Here is a 24,318-nt window from a genome sequence, read left to right on the forward strand (position 1 = left end):
ATGATAGAAGTAAAAAACTTATATACAGGATATGACGGAATAGAAGTTATCCATGATGTTTCCTTTAAGGCTTCTAAAGGTCAAAATATATCTATCATAGGGCCAAACGGTTGTGGTAAAAGCACTATTTTAAAAGCTATGGCAAACCTTATTGAATTTAAAGGTGATATAACTATAGACGGAGATTCAATTAAAAAGATGAAAAGAAAAAACCTTGCTAAAAAGGTTGCACTTATGAGTCAAAATACTGATATTTATTTTTCATATACAGTATATCAAACTGTTTCTCTTGGAAGATATGCACATATAGATGGGGCTTTTTCAAATCTTTCTAAGAGAGACGAAGAAATAGTTTTAAATTCATTAAAAATGGTAGGATTATTAGAATATAAAGATAAGCTTATAAGCGAATTATCAGGAGGTCAGCTTCAAAGAGTATATTTAGCTAGAGCATTTTCACAAGAACCTGATATATTACTTTTAGATGAGCCTACAAATCATTTAGATTTAAAATGCCAAATTGAAATATTAGAGTACATAAATAAATGGGTAAAAGAAAATAACAAAATAGTTATAGGTGTTTTACATGATTTGAATTTAGTTTTAAAATTTTCAGAGAAAGTTATTTTAATAAAGAATGGAAAAATAGTATCTACTGGAGATTCAAGTGCAGTATTAAATAGTGATAAATTAAAAGAAGTTTATGATATTGATATAAGAAAGTTTATGTTAGAAGCTTTAGAAAGGTGGAGAGGTGAAAACTTATGAAAAAGAAATTTATAATGTCTTATAGCTGCGGAAAAGATAGCACTTTAGCCTTATATAGAATGATAAAATCAGGGCATACCCCTTTAGCTCTATTAGTTACTGTGGATAGTAAAAGAAATAGAAGCTGGTTTCACGGGATTCCAGAAAATTTATTAAATGAAGTTTCAAAATCATTAGATATACCATTACTTATAGTAAAAAGTGAAGGGGATAATTACGAAGAAACTTTTGAAATAGCACTAAAAGAGGCAAAAGAACTTGGAGCTGATTCTTGTGTATTTGGTGATATTGATTTAGAGCCTCATAGAACTTGGTGCGAAGATAGATGTAAAAATACAAATTTACAATCTATTTTTCCTCTTTGGCAAGAAGGAAGAGAAGATTTAACTTATGAATTTATAGATTCAGGATTTAAAACTATAGTTAAAAATGTAAGATTAAATGTTTTAGGTGAAGAGTTTTTAGGAGAAATTTTAACAAGAGACTTAGTTAAAAGGATTAAAGATAAAGGTTCAGACCCTTGCGGAGAAAATGGAGAATACCATACATTTGTTTATGAAGGACCTATATTTAATAGTAAAATTGAATTTAAAGAAAATGGAAACTTATTAACAAAAGACTATGGATTTTTAGATATTAAGTAGGTGAATTAAATGAAATATAAAGGAATTATGCTGCTTGGAACTGCGTCTTCTGTAGGAAAGAGCACTTTAGCTCTAGGATTTTGTAGATATTTTAAAGAAAAAGGATATGATGTAGCACCATATAAGGCTTTAAATATATCATTAAACTCATTTGTTACAAAAGAGGGAGATGAGATAGGAAGAGCCCAAGTAGTACAAGCTGAAGCTTGTGAAATCAAGCCAAAGGAATATATGAACCCCATACTTATGAAACCAAGCAAGGGCTTTGGAACTCAAGTTATAGTAAGAGGAAAAGTTCATTGCACTATGGACGCTTATAAGTACAAAGAACTTAATAGTTTTTTAAAAGAAAAAGCTAAAGAAGCGTATCTAGATATTAAAAAAGATCATGATTTAATAGTTTTAGAAGGTTCAGGAAGCTGCGCTGAAATAAATTTAAGGGATACAGATATAGCAAACTTTCAAACAGCTAAAATGACAGATTCTGATTGTATTCTAGTTGCAGATATAGATAGAGGCGGAGTTTTTGCATCTATAGTAGGTACTTTAAGCCTTTTAACTGAAGATGAGAGAAGGCGAGTTAAGGGTGTTATAATAAATAAGTTTAGAGGGAAAAAAGAATTCTTTACTGAGGCTATGAGACAGTTAGAAGATATAATAGGCGTTAAAGTACTAGGGGCTATGCCTTACTTTAACTTAAATATAGAAGATGAAGATAGTACAGAAGTTAAAGATTTAGGAAAAGGACTTGGGATAGAAGTTAAAGTAATAAGAACGCCTCATATGTCAAACTTTACTGATTTTAATTCACTTGAAAGAATAGAGAATATAAATTTAAAATATGTAAAAAATCCTAGCGAATTAGATAATTCAGATTTAATTATAATACCTGGAAGTAAAAATACTATAGAAGATTTAAAATATTTAAAGCAAACTGGATTTAAAGAAAAGATATATAAATTAAAAGAAGAGGGAACCCCTATACTTGGTATATGTGGAGGATATCAGATTTTAGGAAAAGAAATTGAAGACCCCTTTAAAATTGAAGGTGATTCTTTAAAAGAAGAAGGATTAAATCTTTTAAGCTTAAAAACTGTATTTAACAAAAATAAATGTACTAGACAAACAGAAGCTTATACTTTATGCGGTGAAAAAGTAAAGGGATATGAAATTCATAATGGAAGTAGTGAAGTTTTAGATTTAAATGAAGAGTGGATAAAGGACTCTAAAGGTAATATATTAGGTTTAAAAAATGGAAATGTTTATGGAACTTATATACACGGACTGTTTGATGAAAATGAATTTTTAGAGAGTTTTATGAAGAGTATAGTTAAGGATTATGAAATAAAACTTAAAAATAACATAAACTATAATGAGTATAAAATTTCACAGTATAATGAACTTTTAAAAATTCTAAAAGAAAATATTGATATGGAATATGTTGAAAGTTTAATTAAAGGATAGTAAAACTATCCTTTTTTTTATTCGTTAAATTATGTATAATCTTAAGGTGATTTTAAAAATAAGGAGAATTAGAAATTGAATTTTGTAGCAATAGATTTTGAAACAGCAAATGAAAAAAGAAACAGCCCCTGTTCTATAGGTATGGTTGTTGTAGAAAATGGAGAAGTTAAAGAAAAAATTCACCGCTTGATTAAACCTAAAGAAATGAGATTTGAACCTATGAATATTTGGATTCATGGAATTAGACCTAGTATGGTAGAAGAAGAGCCGGAGTTTGATGAAGTTTTTAAAGAAATAAAACATTATTTTGACGGAAGTTTAATAATAGCACATAATGCAGCTTTTGATATATCGGTCCTTAGAAACACTTTAAGCTTATATAATATTGAAGAACCAGAGTTTGATTATATATGTACTATGAAGCTTTCAAAAAACTTTTATAAGGGTTTAGAAAACGCAAAGTTAAATACAGTAAACGAGCTACTAGGATTTAAGTTTAGGCACCATGATGCTTTAGATGACTCTTTAGCTTGTAGTAATATTTTACTAAATATTTCAAAAGAGTTAGAAACAAATAATATAAAAGATGTTTCAAAAAATGTAGGAGTTACCTTAGGTAAGGTATATAAAGGTGGATATAAACCTTCTTCAAGCAAAGGAAGTATTTTAAAAACTTCAAATAGAATTTTTGATTTAAAAAAAGAAGATTTACTAGATATTAAAAAGGATTCTTTAAAAGGAGAAACTGTAGTTTTTACAGGGGGACTTAAAAAGGTTTCTAGAGATGAAGCTATGAGGCTTGTTAGAAAGGCTTTTGGAACTACTGGAAGTTCAGTAACTAAAAAAACGACTATGTTAGTTACAGGGATTAAAGATATAAATAGTTTAAAAAGAAGTGAAATGAGCAATAAATTAAGAAGGGCAGTTGACCTTATTGATTTAGGAGGAGATATTAAGATTTTAAGTGAAGAAGAGTTTTTTAAAATAATCAAAAATTAATAATTTGCCCCAAAGACTTTAAAGAACAAAGGTAAAGTATCGATAAGTAAAGGTGAGAAATGGGGGCGAACACTATAAAAAACAAAAGAGTAAAGGTCTTGCTTATACTTTCTTTAGTTATATCTATTATTTTTTTCATATTTTTCAAAGAAGCAATAGATATAAGTAAAAGTAGATTATTAAGTGAGATTACAAGTGACTATATAGAAAGAAATTTAAGTGAAGAAGACTATTTAAGAATAGACAAAGAGGCTAAAAGTAAAGATTTAAATCTAGATGAAGAATATTTTTTAAACGCTTATATAACATATAGAAAAAGTAGTGATAAAAATATTTGTTTAAAATATTTTCTTTTAGCAGAAGAAAATTTTACTGATAAAACAAATGACAGAATAAAAATAGTGTCATACCTATACCTTATAGATATGCTTTTAGAAAAAGAAAAGATTGATGATGCATGTTTTTACATAGATAAATTATTCACGGTTTTAAATAATGATGACTTATATTATATATACCTAAATAAGATAGATCATAGACTATTAAAACTCGCAGATAAGAGCAGTAGAAGAATAGAGGCTTTAGAGTATTATAGAGAAATATTAAACCATTCTAGAAGTCTATCAAAATTTCAAAAGGTATTAGTTAATAGAAGAATATCTATTTTAGCGAGTTCTACTTCAAATTACCTAGAGTGTATTGAAAATAATATGGAAATACTTTCTCAAACTGAAAATGCTAAAACTGATGAAGATAAATATTATCTAATAAAGACCATAGTAGATATAGCAACCACAATTAGAAAGGCTTCTGGGAACTATGTTTCTGAGAGTATTATGGAATATGCTGATAATTTCACTTTAGAAGATAAAGCTTTAGATTCAGAAGTAAATATTTATAGATTAATAAATCTAGCAGAAGGAAAACTTTTAAGTAATGATTATGATGAAATGATTAAGTATTTGCAGGAGATAGATGTCTATAAAGAATTTATAAATAAAAATTTAAAAGATGATGTAGAGTGCATGCAAAATATATTTTATTCTGCATATTATCTAGATAATTCTTATATAGAAAGGGCAACTGAATGCATAAATAAAGCTAAATATTTGATAGATAACGATAAGATAAACAGATATGTAGATAAAGATATATATTATGATATAAGCCTTGGAAATATATTATTTTATAAAAAAGATTATAACGGTGCAATAGAAGAATATTCAAAAGCTATTAAAAAGTCAGATAAAGCTGGAAATATAGAGATGTTAAATACATCTTATTCAAAGGTTGCTAGGGTGTATAATGCAATAGGTGATTATAAGGGCGAAAAAGAAACCTATAAAAAACTCGTTAGTATGGAAAAGGATAAGGGTAAAGTTTTATCAGAAGATTATTATAAATATATAATTTATAGAGAAAAAAATTTAAAGAGTATTGAACATAAATTAAAAGATAAAATAATAACTTTAATTTTATGTGTACTTATAGGTTTTTTAATAATCATATTATTAAAATTAAGTATTAAGCCATTTATAATGAAAAAAATAAAAAGAGTAAGAATAAAAAAATATATTAAAAATAAAAAATATACACTATACTATCAGCCAATAATTAACCCTAAAAACAACTTAGTTGTAAGTGCTGAAGGGTTATTAAGATTTAAAGAAAAGAATAATGTTTTGTTACCAAAAGAACTACTAAAAGATATAGATGATTGTAATTTGATGGGTGATTTAACTTTATATATTTTAAAAATGGCTATAGATAATTATAGGGTTATAAGTAGGTTTGAAAAATTAGAAGAAGACTTTTATCTTTCAATAAATATAAGGATAAATGAACTTAAAAATGATTCTGTTTTTCAAAGGATGATAGATATAATTAGTGAGTCTAATCTTAGGAGAGGTGCTATTTGTTTAGAGATAACTAAGTGCAGCGAAATAAATAATATTGATAAAGTAAAGGCAAATATTAAAAAACTAAGGGAAGTTGGTTTTAAGATTGCTTTAGATAACTTTTGCATAGATGAAATCAACGGTATTTTAATTAAAAGTATAGAACACGATATAACTAAGATAAGTGTTAGTATTTTAGAGGCTATTTTTGATTCAAAGTATAACTGCGATATGAAAGAATTAATGCAAAGGATAATTTATAATAAAAACATTAATCTCATAGTTGAAGGCGTTGAAACTAAGGGGGAAAATGAATTTATTAAAAATTTAGATCTTAAAAATGTTTATATCCAAGGATACTATTATAGTGAACCATTAGATATAGAAACGCTAATTAAATTTTAGATACGAAAGCAAAAGCTTTGGTTATGAGGTGATTTTATAAAAAAGAAATACGTAGTTTTAATTACTCTTTTTATTATAGGATTAGTTTTTATTTTATATAAAATTAACTTTAGTTATTATAAGCAGATAAATGTTATCGAAAAAAGCTATTATAGCGGAGTTAAATTGAGTGAAGATTCTATAGAGAGATGCAAAGAGTACTTAAGTGATAATAATGATAGAAATTCAAATGATTACTTTATAATGGCGTATTTAGATATGATAGATGGAGATACAAAGAAAGCTTCAGAATACTTTAACTTAACTATAGCTAAAGAAACGGATGAGACATCTGTATTTGCAAAAATATATAGTAGGATGTTTTTAGCGGATGAAGCATATAAAAATGGAAATTTAAAATTAGCATCTACATATGTAAAAAGTGCATTTAAAATAGTTTCTAAAAAAGATTATAACAAGCATTATAAAATACTTGCAGATACGTTATTAATAGGAGTTGACTACAACGAGGAAAGTAGAAAAATAGCAACAAAATACCTAAAGAGTATGTTAGATGATAAGAAAAATCTAAATAGCGATGCTAAGTTTTATTTAGAATATAGGATAGCACCTCTTTATATTATAGAAGGGAAATATGCTGAGGGGATTGAAGCAACCCTTCAAACTATTATGCTATCAAGAGAGAGAAGAAATAAATTATATGAAGCTAAATCCTTAATAGATTTAGGTCTTACATTTAGGCTACTAGGAAGATATGATATAGCTAGAAATACAATAGAAAGCGCACTGTCTATTGACCTTAAAGATAAAAATGAAGAGGCTATAGTAAAACTTTATGCACTTACAAATTTAGCAGATATAGATAACATAAAGGGTGATTATAAAGGGGCTAAAATTAATTTAGATAAAATGGATAATTATATAAACCTTTTAAAAGATGAAGAAGAAAAAAAAGACTTTAATATAATGAAATACACTTTGGAGGCGGATATAAACATACATAATAAAGATTTAGAAAAAGCAAATTACAATATAGAAAAAGCTAAATATTTATTAAAGAATCTAAAGAATGTCTATATAGCTGACAAAGATATTTATTTAAAAGATGTAATTGGTGAGTATTATGAAGCCTATTCTAAAAATAAAGAAGCTATAAGAAGTTATAAAGAAGCTTACGACATGGCAAAGAATAGAAAAAATATAGAGTACCAAAGATTAGTTTTAAATAATTTATTTAATATTTATAAAAGGCTAGATTACAAGAATGAAGTTATAGATACTGAAGAAAAAATAATAAACCTTATGGATAGTGAAAAAGCTAGTATAGGAGAAGATTATGTTTATTATTCATCTACTTTAAGAGAAAAAGCACAAATGGTAAAAGAAGAGAATAAAAGAAAATATAGAGATTCATTATATATTATTTTATTTTTAATTGTATCTATTGTAGGATACAAATATATGAATAAGTTAGTTAAAAGCAACAGATATGACTCATTAACTAATGTTTATAATAGAGGTAGATTTAATAGAGATTATAATAAGCTTATGAAAAAGAGCTATAGTGATTTTGCACTAGTTATGCTTGATATTGATGATTTTAAATCTATAAACGATAATTTTGGACATAATGTTGGAGATGCAGTTTTAATAAATGTTTGTAATATTATAAAAAATGTAATAGGTCAAAAAAGAGAATTGTATAGATATGGTGGTGAAGAGTTTATTATAATATTTAATGAAGAGGAAAAAGAATCAGTATTGTTAGTAGCCGAAAGGATAAGAAGAAATATTGAAGCTATGGTCTTAAAAGAAAATATAAGTGTAACTATAAGTATTGGAGTAGCTTTTTCAAATGAAACTAGAACTAACAGAACAGATATATTAAAAAAAGCAGATCAAAATCTTTATAAATCTAAGACAAGTGGAAAAAATAGAGTTACTTTTCAGTAAGGGTTATAATAAACACAAAGATTAATTTTAAGAGGTATTAGATATGAGAAAAGCAATAATAATTGTAAGCTTTGGAAGTAGTGATGTTGAAGGATTAAAAAAATCTATATTCAAAGCAGAAGAAAATATAAGAAAACAGTTTGAGGATTTTGATGTTTTTAGAGCGTTTACTTCTAACATAATTATTAAAAAGTTACGAGAAAATACAAATATAAGTATTAGCAATTTAGATGAAAAATTAAAGTTTTTAAAAGAGTCTAATTACGATAAAGTAATAATTCAACCTTTAAATATTATATCTGGTAAAGAATATAATAAAATTAAAGAAGAATTTTATAAATATAAAAATAATTTTGATACTTTAATTTTAGGTGATCCTTTATTTTTAGTTAAAGAGGGAGAAGTTTCTACAAATGATTTAAATAGATTTAACATTTTTTTAGAAACTATATTAAAAAGTGATAAAAATATTTTACTCTTTGGTCACGGAAGTAGTAGTGAATCAGATATAGCCTATAAAAAGATGCAAGAATTTTTTGATATCAACAATAAAAATAATATTTTTGTTGGAACTTTAGAGGGGGATTTATCTATAGAAAAATTAATATTAAAATTTAAAGATAAAGATATTAAGAGAGTTAAAATATATCCCCTAATGCTAACTTGTGGGATGCACGTTAAAAAAGATTTAGCATCAGAAGATGAAAAATCTTGGAAAAGCAAGCTTGAGGGGGCGGGGATTGAGGTAGAAATTATCCAAAAAGGACTAACAGAATTAGATGACTTTAATAAGATATATATAGATAAAATAAATTTACTAATAGATGAATATAAAACAAAAAATAAGGAATAATATTAATAGTATTTATTTTAGATAAAAAGCTTTATATATTAAGAGAAATGTGGTATTATTAACTAAAGCAGTGAAATGCTATTAAAAAAAGTTTTAATATTGATTTATAATTATTCTCTTAAGTTGAAAGTTATTATCAAATTAAATCTTTTAAATTTAGGAGGAATAATTATGACAGATAAGACTATCGTATGCAAAGATTGCGGAAAAGATTTCATTTTCACAGTAGGAGAGCAAGAATTCTACAAAGAAAAAGGATTCGATAACGAGCCAGTTAGATGCCCAGATTGCAGAAGAGCAAGAAAGCAACAAAACAACAGAAGATAATTCGAATGTGCGAGCTATAGAAATATTCTATAGCTTTTTATTTTATATATTTAAAAAAACAAAAAAAATTTAAAAAAAGTGTTGCAATTTTATTTAAATTAAGTTACAATAAAAAAGTAGTGAAAATTACAAAATAAATAATAAAAAAAGTTTTTAGTTAATATTAGTTTCTTTTAAATGAGATTACTAAATATTATATTAGATCTTTAAATTTAGGAGGAATTATTATGACAGATAAGACATTAGTATGTAAAGATTGCGGAAACGAATTCGTATTCACAGTAGGAGAGCAAGAATTCTACAAAGAAAAAGGATTCGATAACGATCCAGTTAGATGCCCAGATTGCAGAAGAGCAAGAAAACAACAAAACAACAGAAGATAGTTTTGTGTATTATATCCGTAGCTTAGGCTACGGATTTTTTATTTATAAAAAATATCCTAGCAAAATTTTGCTAGGATATTTTTTTAATTATCTTCTGGAATTTCTAAGTTGCAAACTGCAAGCATATCTATAGTTTTTAAAACATCTAGTTTAACTCCAGCTAGTATTATAATATCTTGTGCCTTTAAAACTGTATCAGCCGTTGGCATAAACTCTTCTTCATCTCTTATGATTGAAAAGACTCTGCAACCTCTAGGCAGTTCACATTCTTTAAGAGATTTTCCTATAAACCATTCGCTTCCTATAACAAATTCACGGATTATAATCTTTTCATCTTCTGAATCTATTAAAACTGTATGTTCATCAGGTTTTATAAATTTCTCAAAAAGAATAGGGAAAAGAATACATGATATAACAGTAGTTACAACAAAGGCTGAATAGTCAGCTTCGTTTATATATTTTAAGTTTAATGCCATTTGGGCGCCTACTATTACTAAGCTCAGTTGTGCTGTTAGTAAAGTTGATGCAGCAAAAGCATTTCTCATCCCATATTTCTTCTTTAAAACTAGAGAAGGAATGAATTTTACTAAGAAAAATATTAGTAAAAATACTGGAATTTTTAAAATCGAACTAGGGTTATCAACTACTGTTCTAAGGTCGATTTTTACTCCTACCATAATAAAAAATATAGGAATTAAAAATCCGTATCCTACAACGTCTAACTGGTGAGTGATTTCGTCTTTAGCTTTTCCTACTATAAGTGAAAAGACCATACCAGCTAAAAAGGAGCCTAGTATTATCTCAGACCCTACTTTTTCAGCAATTGCTACAAGTACTAAAACTAAGACGAAAGCGCCTCTAACGCTTAAATGAAGGTTTTTAAAGGCCATAGCGGAAAAGTCGTTAGTCTTAAATACATGTTTACTAAAAATGTATAGTAAAATAGCTGCAGCAAAAAGTATTAAAAAAGTAAAACTTTTTAAAGATAAACCATACATAGCAACTGAAGATACAAAACTAACTCCAATTAAACTTACTAATTGAGTAATAATGCAAAATACTAATACGGTTTGCCCAAAGTCACTACTTATAATATTTTTACTTTTTAAAATAGGAACTAATAGTCCAGGGGCTGCTGCTGTAAATAATAGTGCAAAGAAGATTGCACCGTGTGGAATTCCTATAAACCTTAAAGTAAGTGATAAAATAAGTGCTGTTATTAGTGAAATTACAAACATTTTTATGCTTGTAAAAAGTTTAGAAGATGTAAAATTTTCTCCTTCAACTACTTTTAAATCATCAAAGTTTATAGCAAGTCCGCTTAAAAACATAAGATACGCTAAACCAAGGTTTGATAAAAATAATATCCAAACATCAGGCTTTATAATATTTAAAAAGCTTTTTCCAAGCAATATCCCAATAAATATTTCGCCTACTTGGTAGGGGACTTTTATCTTTTTTAATTTTGATACTAAAAATGGCGTAAAAAACGCAACTACAGACAAAATTAAAAGAGAATCGTAGTTTAAAGTTTGTTCCATAGAATAACCTCTTTTCTGTAGTGTATATTAAATTTTCTTATAAAACTTATGATAACTTATAATTTTAATATTAACAAATAATAAGTATCGATAAGTTTAAATTGTAATATAATTTTAATATGATAAAGTATATATAAGAAATTTTTCCCTCTCGTCGTAGTGTTTATACAGTTTAGATGCATCGATTTCCTTTTTTAAAGTAAATGCTGTGTTATTTTCTAAATAGTATATGTAATCGTCAGATGGATAATATAAAACAATATCGATTTTTCTATAATAATCATCAACTGAATCTAAAATATTATCTATAACTTTCATAAAGATTTGGATTGAAAAAGGATTAAAAAAATAAAATTTATTATCTTCTTTTGAAACTTCATAATCTTCAGCTAAGATATTTAAAAAAGTTATTTTATCTTCTTTCTTTTTATATTTTTTTAGATATCTTTCTTTATTTTCTAAAGACTCTCTTATGTAATTAAAATTCATCTCTATTCCAGTTACCTTAGAATTAAACTCATAATTTATATAAAATATAAGTCTTCCTTTTCCAGAACCAAAGTCGACTATAGAATCAGTTTCTAAAAGATCGTAATCACTAAATAAAAGATCTAAAGCCCTATAATCTGTAGGTTCGTATCTATTATAGTGGTAAAATTTATCATCTATTTGCTGTATTCCAGATGTTTTGATATTTAAAATGTTTTCGCAAAATTCTTCTGTTATCATAATTTTCAGGCCTTCCTTATATAATTTATGCAATGCTTATTATACTACTTTAATTTAAAAGATTAAAATATTTTAATCTTTTTTAATCTTACTTTCATCTTACTTTAAAAATAGTTTAATTTTGAGAAGATATAATCTAGTCATAAAGTTTAAGGAGGAAATTATTATGAAAGATAATAAAGAAATAATAGAAGTTACAGTTTTAGAGGAAAATGGTGAAAAAGATAATAAGAATGTTAAAAAAGATAACTTTTTCAAAAAGTACAAAAAAACTATAAAAAGAGGTATTATAATAGGAGGAGTTTTAATCATTGTGTTTGGAGGAATTACTTTTAGCGCAATATATAAAACAGTTAAAGGGAATGTAAATTATACTGAAGAAAAGGCTAAGGATATAGCTTTAGATAAGGTTAAAAGTGAAATAAAATATAATCTAGAGGATTCTAAAAAGATAGCTTTAGACAAAGTTAAAGGTGAAGTTATAAAGACTAAAGAAGACTTTGATGATGATAATATGTCTTTAGTTTATGAGTTTGAAATAAAGGGAAACGATAATATGCTATATGAAGTTGAAGTTGATTCAAAAACTGGCGCAATATTAGATTTTGATTCTCCAGTATCAGATAAAAGGGATAGAGATTAATTAACTTCTATAGAATAAAAGAATAAGAGGTGCTTTAATTGAAAAAGGTTTTAATAATAGAAGATGAAAAAAATATCGCATCATTTATAGAGATGGAATTAAAATACGAAGGCTATGAAGCCTTTATAGAACTTGATGGGAAGTCGGGCTTAGAAAAGGCTTTAAATGAGGAATTTGATATTATAATTTTAGATTTAATGCTTCCTTTCTTAAATGGACTTGAGGTTTGTAGAAGGCTTAGAAAGGTTAAAAATACTCCTGTTATAATGTTAACTGCAAGGGATAACGTTATGGATAGGGTTTCAGGTCTTCAAACAGGTGCTGACGATTATATTTCAAAGCCTTTTGCAATAGAAGAACTCTTAGCTAGAATAGATGCACTTTTAAGAAGAGTGAAGATGGAATCTAAAGAAAGTAATAAGTTAATTTTCAAAGATATTGAAATAGATATAGAAGGAAGAACAGTAAAAGTTTTAGGTGTTCCTATATCACTTACTACTAAAGAATATGAATTACTTTTAATGCTTATTAAAAACAAAAATAAAGTATTAACAAGAGATGCACTTTTAGAGAATATTTGGGGATATGATTATGACGGAGAAAATAATGTTGTGGATGTTTATATAAGACATCTAAGAAGTAAGCTAATAGATGGGAGGGATAAATATATCCAAACTGTAAGGGGAGTTGGATATGTTTTAAGGTAGTATGATAAAAAAATTCAAAAATATATCAACATTTAAAAAACTATCTATAATAACTTTTTTTGCTATAATTTTAGTATTTTTATTTTCATATATATCTCAATTTGTCCTTTTTAGAGTTTGGGCAACTGAATATGAAAAAGATAATATTTTAAAAGAATATAATTCTGTAAAAGAAATATTAAATAGCAATATTTCTAAAGATAGGTATGATGATATTTTTAAATCTATGGATTTAGAAATTATAATATATAAAGACGGTAAAATCTTATATAAAAATAAAGATCTAGATAAAGATATATCTTTAGAGAATATAGAAAAAAAGAAGATAGGATATGACTATGAAATAAACGAAGATGAAGATATATATTTAAATGCGCCTATAAATATAGAAGGCTCTAATAATTATATTTATATTTTTACAGAAAGTGATATATTTAAGAATTTTATAGAAAATACAACTCCCTCATTAATAGTAACTGTTGTTTTAGTTTTAATATTTAGTATATTACTTGGAACTTACGTATCTAAAGTATTTTTAGATAAGCTTAAAAAACTTAGAGAAACAATTAAAAATATTAAAGAAAAAGGCGTAAGTGAAAGAGTTTTAATTACTAATCCAAAAGATGAGTTTGATAAAGTAAATATTTTATTTAATAGTATGATGGATGAAGTAGAAGAATCTTTAAACAGTCAAAAAAGATTCGTGCAAGATGCATCTCACGAGTTAAAGACACCTCTTACTATTTTAAAAGGCCACCTAAAAATGTTAAATAGGTGGGGAAAAGAAGATAAAGAGGTTTTAGATAAATCTTTAAATATAAGTCTTGAAGAAGTAGAGAGATTAGAAAAGCTTGTAAATGATCTATTAGTTTTAGGAAGAGTTCAAAACGGAAAGATAGAATTAAATAATATAGAAGAAACAAATCTATTAGAGGTGGTTACAAGTGTTGTAGAGGATTTTAAAATAATAAATAAAGATGTTTCTTTTGAAGTTTCTATTTCAAAAGATTTAAACATTAAAATTTTAAAAGAGCATTTAAAGCAGCTTATGATTATCTTTATAGATAATGCTATAAAATACTCTGATAAGGATTTAAAGATTATTAAAATAAATGGATTTAAAGATGACAGAGTAAATATTATTATAGAGGATAATGGAATCGGAATTTTAAAAGAAGATTTAGATAAGATTACTGATAGATTCTATAGAGCAGATAAATCTAGAAAATATAATAATAGCTTTGGGATAGGTCTTTCTGTTTCAAAAGAATTAATTAAGCTATACGAAGGAGAACTTGAAATTTCAAGCGAAGTAGGGGTAGGTACTAAAATAAGCATTATATTTTAGTTTGACATAGTTAAAAAGATATATAATAATTATTATAATTTAACTAAGGAGGAAATAAAATGAATGCTAAATACTTTATAGAAAAATTAGGGCTTCAAAAACACGTTGAAGGTGGTTACTTTAAACAGACTTTCGTATCAAGTGAAGAAGTAGATGGAAATAGAAAACTGTATAGTTCTATATACTTTTTACTTAAAAAAGGAGAGGTATCAAACTTTCACGTTTTAACAGCAGATGAAATGTGGTATTTCCACGGAGGAAGCGCTCTTACTATTTATATGATAAATGAAGATGGGGCACTTATTGAAAAGAAATTAGGTTTAGATATAGAAAACGGAGAAGAGCCTCAAGTTTTAGTTCCTAAAGGCTACATCTTTGGTTCTTCTATGAATAATGATGGTTTTTCACTAGTAGGTTGTATGGTAGCACCACAATTTACTTTTGAAGATTTTAAATTATTTAAAAGAGAAGAATTATTAAGTGCATATCCAAAGCATAAAGAAATTATTTTAAAACTTACTAGAGATTAAGTAATAATTTAAAAATAATAAGAATAAGATAAAAAGAATAGAGTAAATATTCGACAATTTACTAAAAAGAAATGGATTCCCTCAATCCATTTCTTTTTTTAGTTTCTCATTTACAAATAAGTATTATTTAATGATAAAATATAAATAATAGATGAAATTTGTTAGGAGATTATATGAATAAATCAAATATAAATTTAATAGTTAGATTTTTAGTTTTAATTGGGATTGGAATCTTTAGTTTTGAAAATATTAAAAAAGGAGAAATCGGATTTTTATTAGGATATATTTTAATTTCTATTTCATTATCTCTTCTTCAAAATATATTTAAAAAGGATAGATTAATAATAGTAACCTTAATTATTATTAGTTTTATAGCTTGTTATTTAGGATTTAGACTTTCAGTTTTATTTATATTAGAGATAGCACTTGAAAATCTAAAAGGTTTTTATAAATATTTGATTACCTTTATTTTAATAATAGTAACTGTATTTGGAAACTTTTATAAAGAAGATACATACTTGGTATCTTATTTTGGGGTGATTTTAATAATTTTTAATTATTATATAAATAAACATTCTTTAAAGTTTAAAAAGCTTGAAGAAGATCTAGACTATTCTATAAAAGCAAATCACAGGATAAATAAAAAATTAAGAGATGAAGAAGAATTACATAGGCAAAAATTATATAACGCTAAACTAAAAGAAAGAAATAACCTTTCAAGAAAAGTGCACGATGAAGTGGGGCATGTTATTGCAGGATCTTTAATGAGACTTGAAGCTGCAAAAGTTATTTTAGATGTAGATTCTTTAAAAGGAAGGGAACTTTTAGATGAAGTTACTGAAAATTTAAGGCTAGGTATGGATGATATTAGAAATACAATTCATATGATTTCTCCAAATAAAGAAGAAATAGGAGTAAATCGAGTTAAGGATTTATTGAACGAAAAATTTAACGACACTAATATAGATGTAAGCTTTATTTATAATAGTAAACTTGAGAAAATATCACTAGCTAATTGGGAAATAATTTATGATTCTATAAAAGAATTAAGTACAAATGTTATAAAGTATTCTAAGTGCAATAAAGTAAATGTAAAGATTGAGGTATTAAATAAAATAGTTAAATTTATGTTTAAAGATGATGGGTTTGGAACTTCTATAATAAAAAAAGGGTATGGATTAAGTAAGATTGAAGAAAGAGTTTTAAATGAAGGTGGTAAATTAATTTTAGATGGTAGTTTTGGGTTTAGTGCAATAATAATTTTTAATATTAAGGAAGTGTAAGATGAGTATAAGGTTAGTTATAGGTGAAGATGATAGTTTAATTAGAGAAAGCCTTAAGATTATTTTATCAGTTGATAAAGATATAGAAGTCTTAGGAGCTTTTGAAAACGGAAGAGAAGTATTAAATTTTTTAGAGTGTAATGATTCTGATATAATTTTATTAGACGTTAGAATGCCAGTTTTAAATGGAGTTTTAACAACTAAAGAAATTAATAGATTAAATAAAGGAAAAGTAATTATACTAACAACATTTGATGAAGATGAATATATAAGAGATGCTATAAAGTTTGGTGCAAAAGGATACCTTTTAAAAAATACTAAACCAGATAAAATAATAGATGCTATAAAGATGGTTCATGAAGGAAATTCAGTTATTCAAGAAGATGTATTAAAAAAGATATCTTTAGGGATTATAGAAAATAATAGTGATTTAGAAGATTTAAGTATATTTACAGATAGGGAAAAAGATATAATTAAGGAGATTTGTAAGGGGCTTAGTAATAAAGAAATAAGTAAAGAACTATTTATTTCAGAAGGAACTATAAAAAATTATATAACTTCAATTTTGCAAAAGACAAACCTTACTCACAGAACTCAAATTGCTATAAAATATTTAAATATAATTAAATAGTGACAAAAGTCATATATAGATTATGACCTTCTCTAGGTTTTTAGAGAAGGTCTTTTTTGTATAATAAAATAAAGAGGAGGGATTTTTTATGTATGCTATAGAAATTAAAGATTTAGTTAAAAATTATAATGGGTTTTTAGCGGTAGATAATATATCACTTAAGATAAAACGTGGAGAAATATATGGGTTACTTGGACCTAATGGTGCAGGTAAAAGTACAACTATAAATATATTATCAGGCCTTTTAAAACAAACATCTGGAGAAATTAAAATAAATGGAGTAGATGTAAGTAAATCTATGAAAGGGCAAAATAAGGTTTTAGGACTAGTTCCTCAAGATATAGCTTTATATAAAAGTTTTACAGCAGAAGAAAATTTAAAGTTTTTTGGAGAGCTATATGGATTAAGAGGAAAAAAACTTAAAGAGAGAGTGGATAGCGCATTAGAGTTTACAGGACTTACTGATGTTAGAAAAAAGATTTCTAAAGAGTTTTCAGGGGGGATGTTAAGAAGGTTAAATATTGCTTGTGCACTAGTTCATAGACCAGAAATTTTAATTATGGATGAACCTACAGTTGGAATTGATCCCCAGTCTAGGAATCATATCTTAAATTCTGTTCGTGAGCTTAATAAAAAAGGAGTAACTATAATTTATACAACTCACTATATGGAAGAAGTTGAAGCTATATGTACTGAGATTGGAATTATAGACCACGGAAAACTTATAGTAAACGGAACTAAAGAGGAACTTAAAAATCTAGTTTGTGATAAGAAGAAATTAATAGTATCACTTCAAGATATTAAATCATTAGATATAAATACTATATTAAATATAAATGGTGTAGTAGATGTAGATTTTTGTGAAAATGAAATTATTATAAGTTCAAATAAAGAAGCAAATAATTTAGAAGATATAATAAAGACTTTAAATAGTTCAAATTCAGAGATAATTAATATTAAATATGAAGAGGTAAATTTAGAACAAGTATTCTTAACTTTAACTGGAAGAACTTTAAGGGAGTAATAGTATGATTGGAATAATAAAAAGTGTAGTTTTAAAATCTATAAGAGAACCAAAATATCTTATATTTACTGCAATATTTCCTATATTTTTAACTATACTCTTAGGAAATGTTCTTAAAAATGGTTTTAGTTCTAATATAGAGAAAGATGAAGAAAAATCTTTATATATTTTAGAGTCAGAGAAGGAAAACCAAACTATAGATATTTTAAGTGAAGTTATAAAAAATGAAAATTTAGATTATAAAATAAAATACGTAAAAAATATCGAAGAAGGAAAGGATTTAGCTAGAGAAAAAGATGGGGTGCTTTTAGACGTTAATGATAAAAAAGTAGATATCTATACTAAATCTTCTAATAATTTCTCTTATAAGGAGCTAAAGACTGTTTTAGAAAATATAAAAAATAGATCTACAGTAATAAATTTAGCATATAAAAGTGATATAAATTTAGGAGAGGAGATAGCAAGTAATAAAGAAAATATAAAATTAAATGTTTTAGAGATAGAAGGTGGAGTAAAGCAAACATCTTTTGACTATTATGGAATTGTAGAAATCACTATGATGTGTTTATATATAATGCTTTTCCCAGTTAATAAGTTAGATGAAGATAGAAAAAGAGGAATTTATAATAGGGGAAGGCTTAGCGGAATGAGTAATTTAAATTACTACGCTGGAAATATTATAGGGAATTTTATTATATCCTTTGTAGTTACAATGCCTGCGTTTTTATTTAATTTATTTATACTAAAAATTAATTTAGGTAATAATCCATTTTTAATATATTTAGGAATAGAAATCTTTGCTTTAGCAGTAATATCTATAGGTGTTGTAATTTCTTCTTTATTAAAGGAAAGAGAAAAGATTATGACTATTGTAGAGGGCGCAGTTTTTCCAGTGTTTTCTTTCCTTGGAGGAGCTTATATAGCACTTCCTGATAACTTAGGTGGTTTTTTTCAAATACTTACAAATATATCACCTTTAAGATGGTTAAATAGAGGTATTTTTAATTTTATTTACCTAGAAAAAACAGATATTTTATTAGTATCAATAATAAGTAATATTGCTATATTCTTAGTGTGTTTATCTATGATAGCAGTATTTTGTTTAAGAAGGGAGGATAGAATATGAGAAATATTATTTTAATGCTTAAACATAATTTAAAGATTATGATATTTAAAAAGCCGATATTCTTTATAGGGTCTATTCTTCTTCCAGTCGCATCAGTAATACTATTAAGTGGACTGATTCAAAGTAGTTCAGGGTATATAACTTATGGAGTTTTAGATAGCAGTAATTCAAAAGCTTCAAAAGCTATTTTAGATTCAATTAGTGATGGAGAAAATGTTAAAATTAAAGAGTACACAGAAGAAAAATTAAAAGATGAAGTGAAACTTGGCAATATAAATGGTGGATTAATTATAAATAAAGATTTTGAAGAGGAACTTTTAAAAGGTAAATTAGATTTAGAAGTAGTTAATTTAAAAGGTGAAGATAAGTCTTTACTTAATTCTTTAGTTAAAGAAAATGGTAAAAACCTTTTAGATTTAGCTAAAATATCAAAAGGAAACAAAGAAAAATTTAATTCATATTTAAAAGAATATTCTAAAGAAAAGCTAGATATAAAAAGTAAAGGTCTTAAGGATAATTCTACAGATAATTTTGGCTCTATTGCACTTATAGGGTTTATAATAATGTCTATATTTTTTAGAGGAAATATGGGTGCAGATAGAATTAATAATGATAAAGAGGATAAGGTCTATGAAAGGATGTTTGTATCAGGGCTTAAGCCTTACGAGTACTATGCTGGGAATATTTTAGGAAGTTTAACTGCTATTTTAGTTCAGATAATTATAATAGTTATTTTAGTTTCTAATATTTCTTCAATAAGTACAGGGTTAAGTAGTATTCAATTATTTATAGCATTATTCATTACTGCTATACTCGCTGTATCTATAGGGTCATTTAACGTTTCTATAACGAGGACTTCTCAAGAAAGTAGTATGCTCTCTAACATTATGATGATGGTACTACTAATGCTTGGAGGATGTTTTGTTCCTATAAGTCTTTTCCCAGAAATTGTTGAAAAGATATCATGGTTTTTACCTACAAGGTGGATAATGGAGATGATATATGGGCTTCAAAGTGGAGGAAATATTTTAGACTTTTCATTAAATATAGTTATAGTTTTATTATTCTCAATTGCATTTTTCTTATTTGTTGCGTACAAAGTTCACATAGAAGATAAAATTGTTAATAGATAATTACTATTGTTTAGCCTGTCTCTATGATATAATCAAAGTGTGATTTTAGACTTTGAGATGAGGTGGAGAGGTTTATGATTAAAAGGGTTATAAAAAGCCTTAAACCTAGTACAATGACAGATTGGATTATGTTTTTAGGTATGTTAGTTAGTATAGTATCTATAGTTATGTATTTGAAGGATATCGAATTTGGAGAATATGGTATGACTATTGCAATAGCATTAATAAGCTCTGGATTAGTCTTTGAATTTACAACAAAATTTCAAAATAATTAAAATAAGGTGCATTTTGCACCTTTTTTTAATATATAAAACTTATAATTGATTCTTCAAAAAAACTTTTATTATATAGGAATAGTATTCATAGATAATGCATTATATGTTATAATTTACCATATAAGGAGGGGTTGTATGGGGATTATTGGATTAACTTTAAAATTTATTAAATTAGATATGAAAAATAGCTTAATATATTTAGGCTCTTTAACTGTTGAGTTTTTTATAGTTTGTAGTATTTTTAATTTGTATTTTGTGCCTGGAATAATACCTAGTAATATGGATGATAAGATTATTTTAGGAAGCATTTTTTTAGTTGTCGCATTTGTTATATTATTACTTGGTTATAGTGTAAATGAGTATTACGTAAAAAGAAGAGGAAGAGAAATCGCAGTTGAAATGATGAGTGGTGCAAGTGTTATGGATATAAGCATTGGATTTACTTTGCAAAATTTTATATTCAATGGATTAGCATTACTTTTAGGTGGTGGTTTATCTTTTTTAACTATGCCATTTCTTTTAGATGAATTATACAAAAAAACGGGGGAATCCGGAACTGGTTTTTTAATAACAGCAGATGGAATTTTTAGTACAACATGTCTTTTATTTATCCAAATATTATTTATTTCACTTATAAATGCAGGTTTGAGTCATAGAACAGAGATTTGTGATTTAATAAAAATGTCAGGAAGTAAATACAAACCTAAGAAATTAGATAATAATAAATATTTAACATTATTTCTTTTAATTTTATCTATAGTTTTATATTTTATTCCTTTGTTTTATTCCTTGTTTGGAAAGTTAAGCAAAGAAAATCCTTATGGAGGGGCTAGTGTTATGGCACTTTTAGGAGGGATTTCTATAGGGATATTTGTATTATCTGTAGTTCCAAAGCTGATAGATTTATATGAAGAAAAATATAGATTTACAGGCATATATAAAGTGATTTCTTTAAGAAATTTAAAAAGATCTATTGAAAATAGCGGTAGTATAGTTTTAAGTTTTACACTTATAACAACGCTTATAACTTATTCTTTAGATAAATTTGAAAAGCTTAAAGGATTTGCTTTTATAACTACATTTGGCTTAGGTTCATTAAGTATAATGGTATTAATTACTTGGATCTATAAAATAATAGTAGAAGCCAATAATAGAAAAAGAAATTTTAATCAATTATTTCTTATAGGTTATACAAAAAAAGAAATAAGAACATCTATTAATATTGAAATGATAATTTATATAGTTTTAACTCTAATATTACCTTTTACACAAATGTTATTTTCATTTTTCCTTTATAAAAGAGCAGGACTTTTTGATAATTTTAGTCTAATTATATTATTTGGATACCTATTTGTATTATTATTTATGGGATTTTTAAGTGTTAAAGTATATAGAAAAATTATAATTAAGCATATAAAAAGGGATAGATAAAATGATAGAAGAGAAAGATATTATTATTGCAGAAAATTTAACTAAAGAATATATAACTAGCATTAAGTTTAATATAACTGGGCAAATCGTCGAAGGAACAACTATTAAAGCTTTAGATTCTGTTAATTTCAAAATAAAAGAAGGTGAATTTATAGCTATAATGGGGCCATCTGGTGCAGGTAAATCTACGTTTTTAAATCTTTTATCAACGGTAGATACCCAAACTAAAGGGCGAGTTTATATAGATGGTCAAAATATAAATAAATTAAGTGATAGGAAGGTATCAAATCTAAGATATAAGACTATAGGTTTTGTTTATCAAGAATTTAACCTTATAGATGGACTTACTATAAGAGAGAATATAGGTATACCCCTTACTTTAGCAAAAGAAAATAAAGATTATATAGAAGAAAGAATGTTAAATATTTCAAAGAGGCTTGGTATAGAGGATTTATTAGATAAATATCCTTTAGAGTGCTCTGGTGGTCAAATTCAAAGAGTAGCTATAGCAAGAGCGCTAATTGCAAAGCCTAAAATAATTATAGCAGATGAACCTACAGGTAATTTAGACAGCAAAAACTCAAGTGAAGTCATGAAGTTATTTAAGGAACTTAACGATGAGGGTATAACTATACTTATGGTAACGCACGATGCTGTAGTTGCGAGCTTTTCTAAAAAGGTTATAAATATTAAAGATGGAAAGATTGAAAAGACTTTAGAGAAAAATTCAATGGCTCAAAGTGAATTTTTCCATGAGATACTTAAAGTTGTTTCGGAAGAAGCTGTATTTATAGATTAAAAAAAACACCTAAACATTTAGGTGTTTTTTATATTTAATAGAATTAAGCTCTGTTAACTGATCCGAATAATTCCATTTTTTCTTTAACGATAGCTTTTATAGCTTCAAATCCAGGATTTAAAAGTTTTCTTGGGTCGAAACCTTTTCCTTCTAAATCTTTTTTGTCTTCGATGTATTTTCTAGTAGCATCTCTGAAAACTAATTGACATTCAGTGTTAACGTTGATTTTAGCAACACCGTTTGAGATAGCTTCTTTGATCATAGCATCAGGAATTCCTGTACCACCGTGTAATACTAATGGCATTGGAGCTACTGCTTCGTTGATTTTAGCTAAAGCTACGAAATCTAAGCCTTTCCAGTTTGCTGGGTATTGTCCGTGGATGTTTCCGATACCAGCAGCTAACATTGTAACTCCTAAATCAGCGATTTGTTTACATTCTTGTGGGTCTGCGATTTCTCCAGCTCCAACAACTCCGTCTTCTTCTCCACCGATTGATCCAACTTCTGCTTCTAAAGAAATTCCTTTAGCTGAAGTTAATCCAACTAATTCTTCAGTTTTCTCTATGTTTTCAGCTATTGGGTAGTGTGATCCATCAAACATGATTGATGAGAATCCAGCTGCCATAGCTTCTTTAGCTCCTTCATAGCTACCGTGGTCTAAGTGTAATGCTACAGGAACTGTTATGTTAAGTTCTTCTAACATTCCATTAACCATTCCTACGATAGTTTTGTAACCTGCCATATATTTTCCTGCACCTTCTGAAACCCCTAAGATTACAGGTGAATTGTTTTCTTGAGCAGTTAATAATATAGCTTTAGTCCACTCTAAGTTATTGATGTTGAATTGTCCAACTGCGTATTTGCCTTCTCTAGCTTTGTTTAGCATATCTTTTGCTGAAACTAACATGTGCAAAACCTCCATACTTAAATTAAATTTGAAGAGAGTAAAAATTATTATTCTTACTATTGTTCTCTCCATTCTTTAGTATACCCCAAAAAATAAATTATGAAAATAGAAAAAGGACAAAATACTATCTATTAGTTGAACAAAAGAGAAAAAAACAGAAAATAGCTGATTTAAACGTATTCATATAAGTAAAATAAAGGAAGAGTAAGTAGTAATATGGATTTATTAATAAAAAAGGATTTAATTTTTATTAAATTATGGATTAATTTAGAAGAAAATGATAAAAAAAATTTTTGGAATAAAAAACATATAAAAATATAGAAATCTATTGAATTAATAATAATATCTAGAGGCATAATAATATTAGAAAATATAAAAGTAAATAAAGGTTTTTTAAGAAAGTCAACTTCTAAATTCAAATTTAAACATTTACATATTTAATATTTAAAAAAAATTAAAATAAACAAATTTTTTTAACCGTTTTGTTTCCAAACTTTAATTATTTGTACTTCAAACA

The 24,318-nt window shown here is 26.2% G+C and carries 24 protein-coding genes; 21 read left to right on the top strand and 3 right to left on the bottom strand.

Annotated features, from left to right (window positions below):
- From INR60_RS09560 to INR60_RS09600, 9 genes are all read left to right on the top strand, one after another.
- Positions 1–768 carry an ABC transporter ATP-binding protein gene (locus tag INR60_RS09560; protein WP_194191294.1) on the top strand — a complete coding sequence of 256 codons (768 nt, stop codon included), beginning with the start codon at positions 1–3 and terminating at the stop codon, positions 766–768.
- A complete protein-coding gene (locus INR60_RS09565) occupies positions 765–1,412 on the top strand; it encodes a Dph6-related ATP pyrophosphatase (RefSeq protein ID WP_194191295.1) in 648 nt (215 codons plus the stop codon). Before INR60_RS09560 ends, INR60_RS09565 begins: the two co-directional genes overlap by 4 nt.
- A 9-nt stretch (positions 1,413–1,421) precedes the next feature.
- The gene (locus INR60_RS09570; RefSeq protein ID WP_194191296.1) at positions 1,422–2,876 is read left to right on the top strand and encodes a cobyric acid synthase; all 1,455 of its coding nucleotides are present in this window, start codon (positions 1,422–1,424) and stop codon (positions 2,874–2,876) included.
- A gap of 75 nt (positions 2,877–2,951) precedes the next feature.
- Positions 2,952–3,875 (top strand): exonuclease domain-containing protein, encoded by a 924-nt coding sequence (locus INR60_RS09575; RefSeq protein ID WP_194191297.1) that lies wholly within the window; start codon positions 2,952–2,954, stop codon positions 3,873–3,875.
- 59 nt (positions 3,876–3,934) lie between these two features.
- Positions 3,935–6,178: an EAL domain-containing protein gene (locus INR60_RS09580; RefSeq protein ID WP_194191298.1), complete on the top strand. Its 2,244-nt coding sequence runs from the start codon at positions 3,935–3,937 to the stop codon at positions 6,176–6,178.
- A gap of 165 nt (positions 6,179–6,343) precedes the next feature.
- Entirely contained in the window at positions 6,344–8,131 is a 1,788-nt protein-coding gene (locus tag INR60_RS09585) for a tetratricopeptide repeat-containing diguanylate cyclase (protein WP_194191299.1), read from the top strand.
- Positions 8,132–8,174: 43 nt separating this feature from the next.
- Complete coding sequence (locus tag INR60_RS09590; RefSeq protein ID WP_194191300.1) at positions 8,175–8,984, top strand: sirohydrochlorin cobaltochelatase; 810 nt, start codon at positions 8,175–8,177, stop codon at positions 8,982–8,984.
- 171 nt (positions 8,985–9,155) lie between these two features.
- Complete coding sequence (locus tag INR60_RS09595; RefSeq protein WP_194191301.1) at positions 9,156–9,311, top strand: zinc-ribbon domain-containing protein; 156 nt, start codon at positions 9,156–9,158, stop codon at positions 9,309–9,311.
- Between the two features lie 227 nt (positions 9,312–9,538).
- Positions 9,539–9,694 carry a zinc-ribbon domain-containing protein gene (locus tag INR60_RS09600; RefSeq protein WP_194191302.1) on the top strand — a complete coding sequence of 52 codons (156 nt, stop codon included), beginning with the start codon at positions 9,539–9,541 and terminating at the stop codon, positions 9,692–9,694.
- Positions 9,695–9,777: 83 nt separating this feature from the next.
- Here the strand turns inward: INR60_RS09600 and INR60_RS09605 are convergent, their stop codons facing one another.
- Positions 9,778–11,235, bottom strand: coding sequence for a cation:proton antiporter (locus INR60_RS09605; RefSeq protein WP_194191303.1), 1,458 nt, complete (start codon positions 11,233–11,235; stop codon positions 9,778–9,780).
- A 114-nt stretch (positions 11,236–11,349) separates the two neighbouring features.
- Positions 11,350–11,961, bottom strand: coding sequence for a class I SAM-dependent methyltransferase (locus INR60_RS09610; protein ID WP_194191391.1), 612 nt, complete (start codon positions 11,959–11,961; stop codon positions 11,350–11,352).
- 169 nt (positions 11,962–12,130) lie between these two features.
- Here INR60_RS09610 and INR60_RS09615 point away from each other — a divergent pair, with 169 nt between their 5' ends.
- From INR60_RS09615 to INR60_RS09670, 12 genes are all read left to right on the top strand, one after another.
- Positions 12,131–12,607: a PepSY domain-containing protein gene (locus tag INR60_RS09615; protein WP_194191304.1), complete on the top strand. Its 477-nt coding sequence runs from the start codon at positions 12,131–12,133 to the stop codon at positions 12,605–12,607.
- Positions 12,608–12,699: 92 nt separating this feature from the next.
- On the top strand, positions 12,700–13,314 hold the full coding sequence (locus INR60_RS09620; RefSeq protein ID WP_420797486.1) for a response regulator transcription factor: 615 nt from the start codon (positions 12,700–12,702) through the stop codon (positions 13,312–13,314).
- Between the two features lies 1 nt (position 13,315).
- Positions 13,316–14,662: a sensor histidine kinase gene (locus INR60_RS09625; protein ID WP_194191306.1), complete on the top strand. Its 1,347-nt coding sequence runs from the start codon at positions 13,316–13,318 to the stop codon at positions 14,660–14,662.
- A gap of 59 nt (positions 14,663–14,721) precedes the next feature.
- On the top strand, positions 14,722–15,192 hold the full coding sequence (locus tag INR60_RS09630) for a cupin domain-containing protein (protein WP_194191307.1): 471 nt from the start codon (positions 14,722–14,724) through the stop codon (positions 15,190–15,192).
- A gap of 173 nt (positions 15,193–15,365) precedes the next feature.
- Positions 15,366–16,475, top strand: a complete 1,110-nt coding sequence (locus INR60_RS09635) for a sensor histidine kinase (RefSeq protein ID WP_194191308.1) — start codon at positions 15,366–15,368, stop codon at positions 16,473–16,475.
- 1 nt (position 16,476) lies between these two features.
- On the top strand, positions 16,477–17,106 hold the full coding sequence (locus INR60_RS09640) for a response regulator transcription factor (protein WP_194191309.1): 630 nt from the start codon (positions 16,477–16,479) through the stop codon (positions 17,104–17,106).
- A gap of 88 nt (positions 17,107–17,194) precedes the next feature.
- A complete protein-coding gene (locus INR60_RS09645; RefSeq protein WP_194191310.1) occupies positions 17,195–18,130 on the top strand; it encodes an ABC transporter ATP-binding protein in 936 nt (311 codons plus the stop codon).
- Positions 18,131–18,134: 4 nt separating this feature from the next.
- Positions 18,135–19,256: an ABC transporter permease gene (locus INR60_RS09650; protein ID WP_194191311.1), complete on the top strand. Its 1,122-nt coding sequence runs from the start codon at positions 18,135–18,137 to the stop codon at positions 19,254–19,256.
- Positions 19,253–20,389, top strand: coding sequence for an ABC transporter permease (locus INR60_RS09655; protein ID WP_194191312.1), 1,137 nt, complete (start codon positions 19,253–19,255; stop codon positions 20,387–20,389). Before INR60_RS09650 ends, INR60_RS09655 begins: the two co-directional genes overlap by 4 nt.
- A gap of 74 nt (positions 20,390–20,463) precedes the next feature.
- Complete coding sequence (locus INR60_RS09660) at positions 20,464–20,664, top strand: hypothetical protein (RefSeq protein WP_194191313.1); 201 nt, start codon at positions 20,464–20,466, stop codon at positions 20,662–20,664.
- A gap of 135 nt (positions 20,665–20,799) precedes the next feature.
- The gene (locus tag INR60_RS09665; RefSeq protein WP_194191314.1) at positions 20,800–22,095 is read left to right on the top strand and encodes a hypothetical protein; all 1,296 of its coding nucleotides are present in this window, start codon (positions 20,800–20,802) and stop codon (positions 22,093–22,095) included.
- Between the two features lies 1 nt (position 22,096).
- Positions 22,097–22,894 (top strand): ABC transporter ATP-binding protein, encoded by a 798-nt coding sequence (locus tag INR60_RS09670; protein ID WP_194191315.1) that lies wholly within the window; start codon positions 22,097–22,099, stop codon positions 22,892–22,894.
- A 43-nt stretch (positions 22,895–22,937) separates the two neighbouring features.
- Here the strand turns inward: INR60_RS09670 and fba are convergent, their stop codons facing one another.
- Positions 22,938–23,801, bottom strand: coding sequence for a class II fructose-1,6-bisphosphate aldolase (gene fba / locus INR60_RS09675; protein WP_194191316.1), 864 nt, complete (start codon positions 23,799–23,801; stop codon positions 22,938–22,940).
- Positions 23,802–24,318: the final 517 nt, after the last annotated feature.

The organism is Clostridium chrysemydis, assembly GCF_015234215.1.
Classification (GTDB): domain Bacteria; phylum Bacillota; class Clostridia; order Clostridiales; family Clostridiaceae; genus Clostridium; species Clostridium chrysemydis.

What these genes read in the sequence shown, in the direction of transcription:
- INR60_RS09560 (WP_194191294.1), top strand. Translation starts at nt 1, where the DNA reads ATGATAGAAGTAAAAAACTTATATACAGGATATGACGGAATAGAAGTT.
- INR60_RS09565 (WP_194191295.1), top strand. Translation starts at nt 765, where the DNA reads ATGAAAAAGAAATTTATAATGTCTTATAGCTGCGGAAAAGATAGCACT.
- INR60_RS09570 (WP_194191296.1), top strand. Translation starts at nt 1,422, where the DNA reads ATGAAATATAAAGGAATTATGCTGCTTGGAACTGCGTCTTCTGTAGGA.
- INR60_RS09580 (WP_194191298.1), top strand. Translation starts at nt 3,935, where the DNA reads ATGGGGGCGAACACTATAAAAAACAAAAGAGTAAAGGTCTTGCTTATA.
- INR60_RS09590 (WP_194191300.1), top strand. Translation starts at nt 8,175, where the DNA reads ATGAGAAAAGCAATAATAATTGTAAGCTTTGGAAGTAGTGATGTTGAA.
- INR60_RS09595 (WP_194191301.1), top strand. Translation starts at nt 9,156, where the DNA reads ATGACAGATAAGACTATCGTATGCAAAGATTGCGGAAAAGATTTCATT.
- INR60_RS09600 (WP_194191302.1), top strand. Translation starts at nt 9,539, where the DNA reads ATGACAGATAAGACATTAGTATGTAAAGATTGCGGAAACGAATTCGTA.
- INR60_RS09605 (WP_194191303.1), bottom strand. Translation starts at nt 11,235, where the DNA reads ATGGAACAAACTTTAAACTACGATTCTCTTTTAATTTTGTCTGTAGTT.
- INR60_RS09615 (WP_194191304.1), top strand. Translation starts at nt 12,131, where the DNA reads ATGAAAGATAATAAAGAAATAATAGAAGTTACAGTTTTAGAGGAAAAT.
- INR60_RS09620 (WP_420797486.1), top strand. Translation starts at nt 12,700, where the DNA reads ATGGAATTAAAATACGAAGGCTATGAAGCCTTTATAGAACTTGATGGG.
- INR60_RS09625 (WP_194191306.1), top strand. Translation starts at nt 13,316, where the DNA reads ATGATAAAAAAATTCAAAAATATATCAACATTTAAAAAACTATCTATA.
- INR60_RS09630 (WP_194191307.1), top strand. Translation starts at nt 14,722, where the DNA reads ATGAATGCTAAATACTTTATAGAAAAATTAGGGCTTCAAAAACACGTT.
- INR60_RS09635 (WP_194191308.1), top strand. Translation starts at nt 15,366, where the DNA reads ATGAATAAATCAAATATAAATTTAATAGTTAGATTTTTAGTTTTAATT.
- INR60_RS09640 (WP_194191309.1), top strand. Translation starts at nt 16,477, where the DNA reads ATGAGTATAAGGTTAGTTATAGGTGAAGATGATAGTTTAATTAGAGAA.
- INR60_RS09645 (WP_194191310.1), top strand. Translation starts at nt 17,195, where the DNA reads ATGTATGCTATAGAAATTAAAGATTTAGTTAAAAATTATAATGGGTTT.
- INR60_RS09650 (WP_194191311.1), top strand. Translation starts at nt 18,135, where the DNA reads ATGATTGGAATAATAAAAAGTGTAGTTTTAAAATCTATAAGAGAACCA.
- INR60_RS09655 (WP_194191312.1), top strand. Translation starts at nt 19,253, where the DNA reads ATGAGAAATATTATTTTAATGCTTAAACATAATTTAAAGATTATGATA.
- INR60_RS09660 (WP_194191313.1), top strand. Translation starts at nt 20,464, where the DNA reads ATGATTAAAAGGGTTATAAAAAGCCTTAAACCTAGTACAATGACAGAT.
- INR60_RS09665 (WP_194191314.1), top strand. Translation starts at nt 20,800, where the DNA reads ATGGGGATTATTGGATTAACTTTAAAATTTATTAAATTAGATATGAAA.
- INR60_RS09670 (WP_194191315.1), top strand. Translation starts at nt 22,097, where the DNA reads ATGATAGAAGAGAAAGATATTATTATTGCAGAAAATTTAACTAAAGAA.
- fba (WP_194191316.1), bottom strand. Translation starts at nt 23,801, where the DNA reads ATGTTAGTTTCAGCAAAAGATATGCTAAACAAAGCTAGAGAAGGCAAA.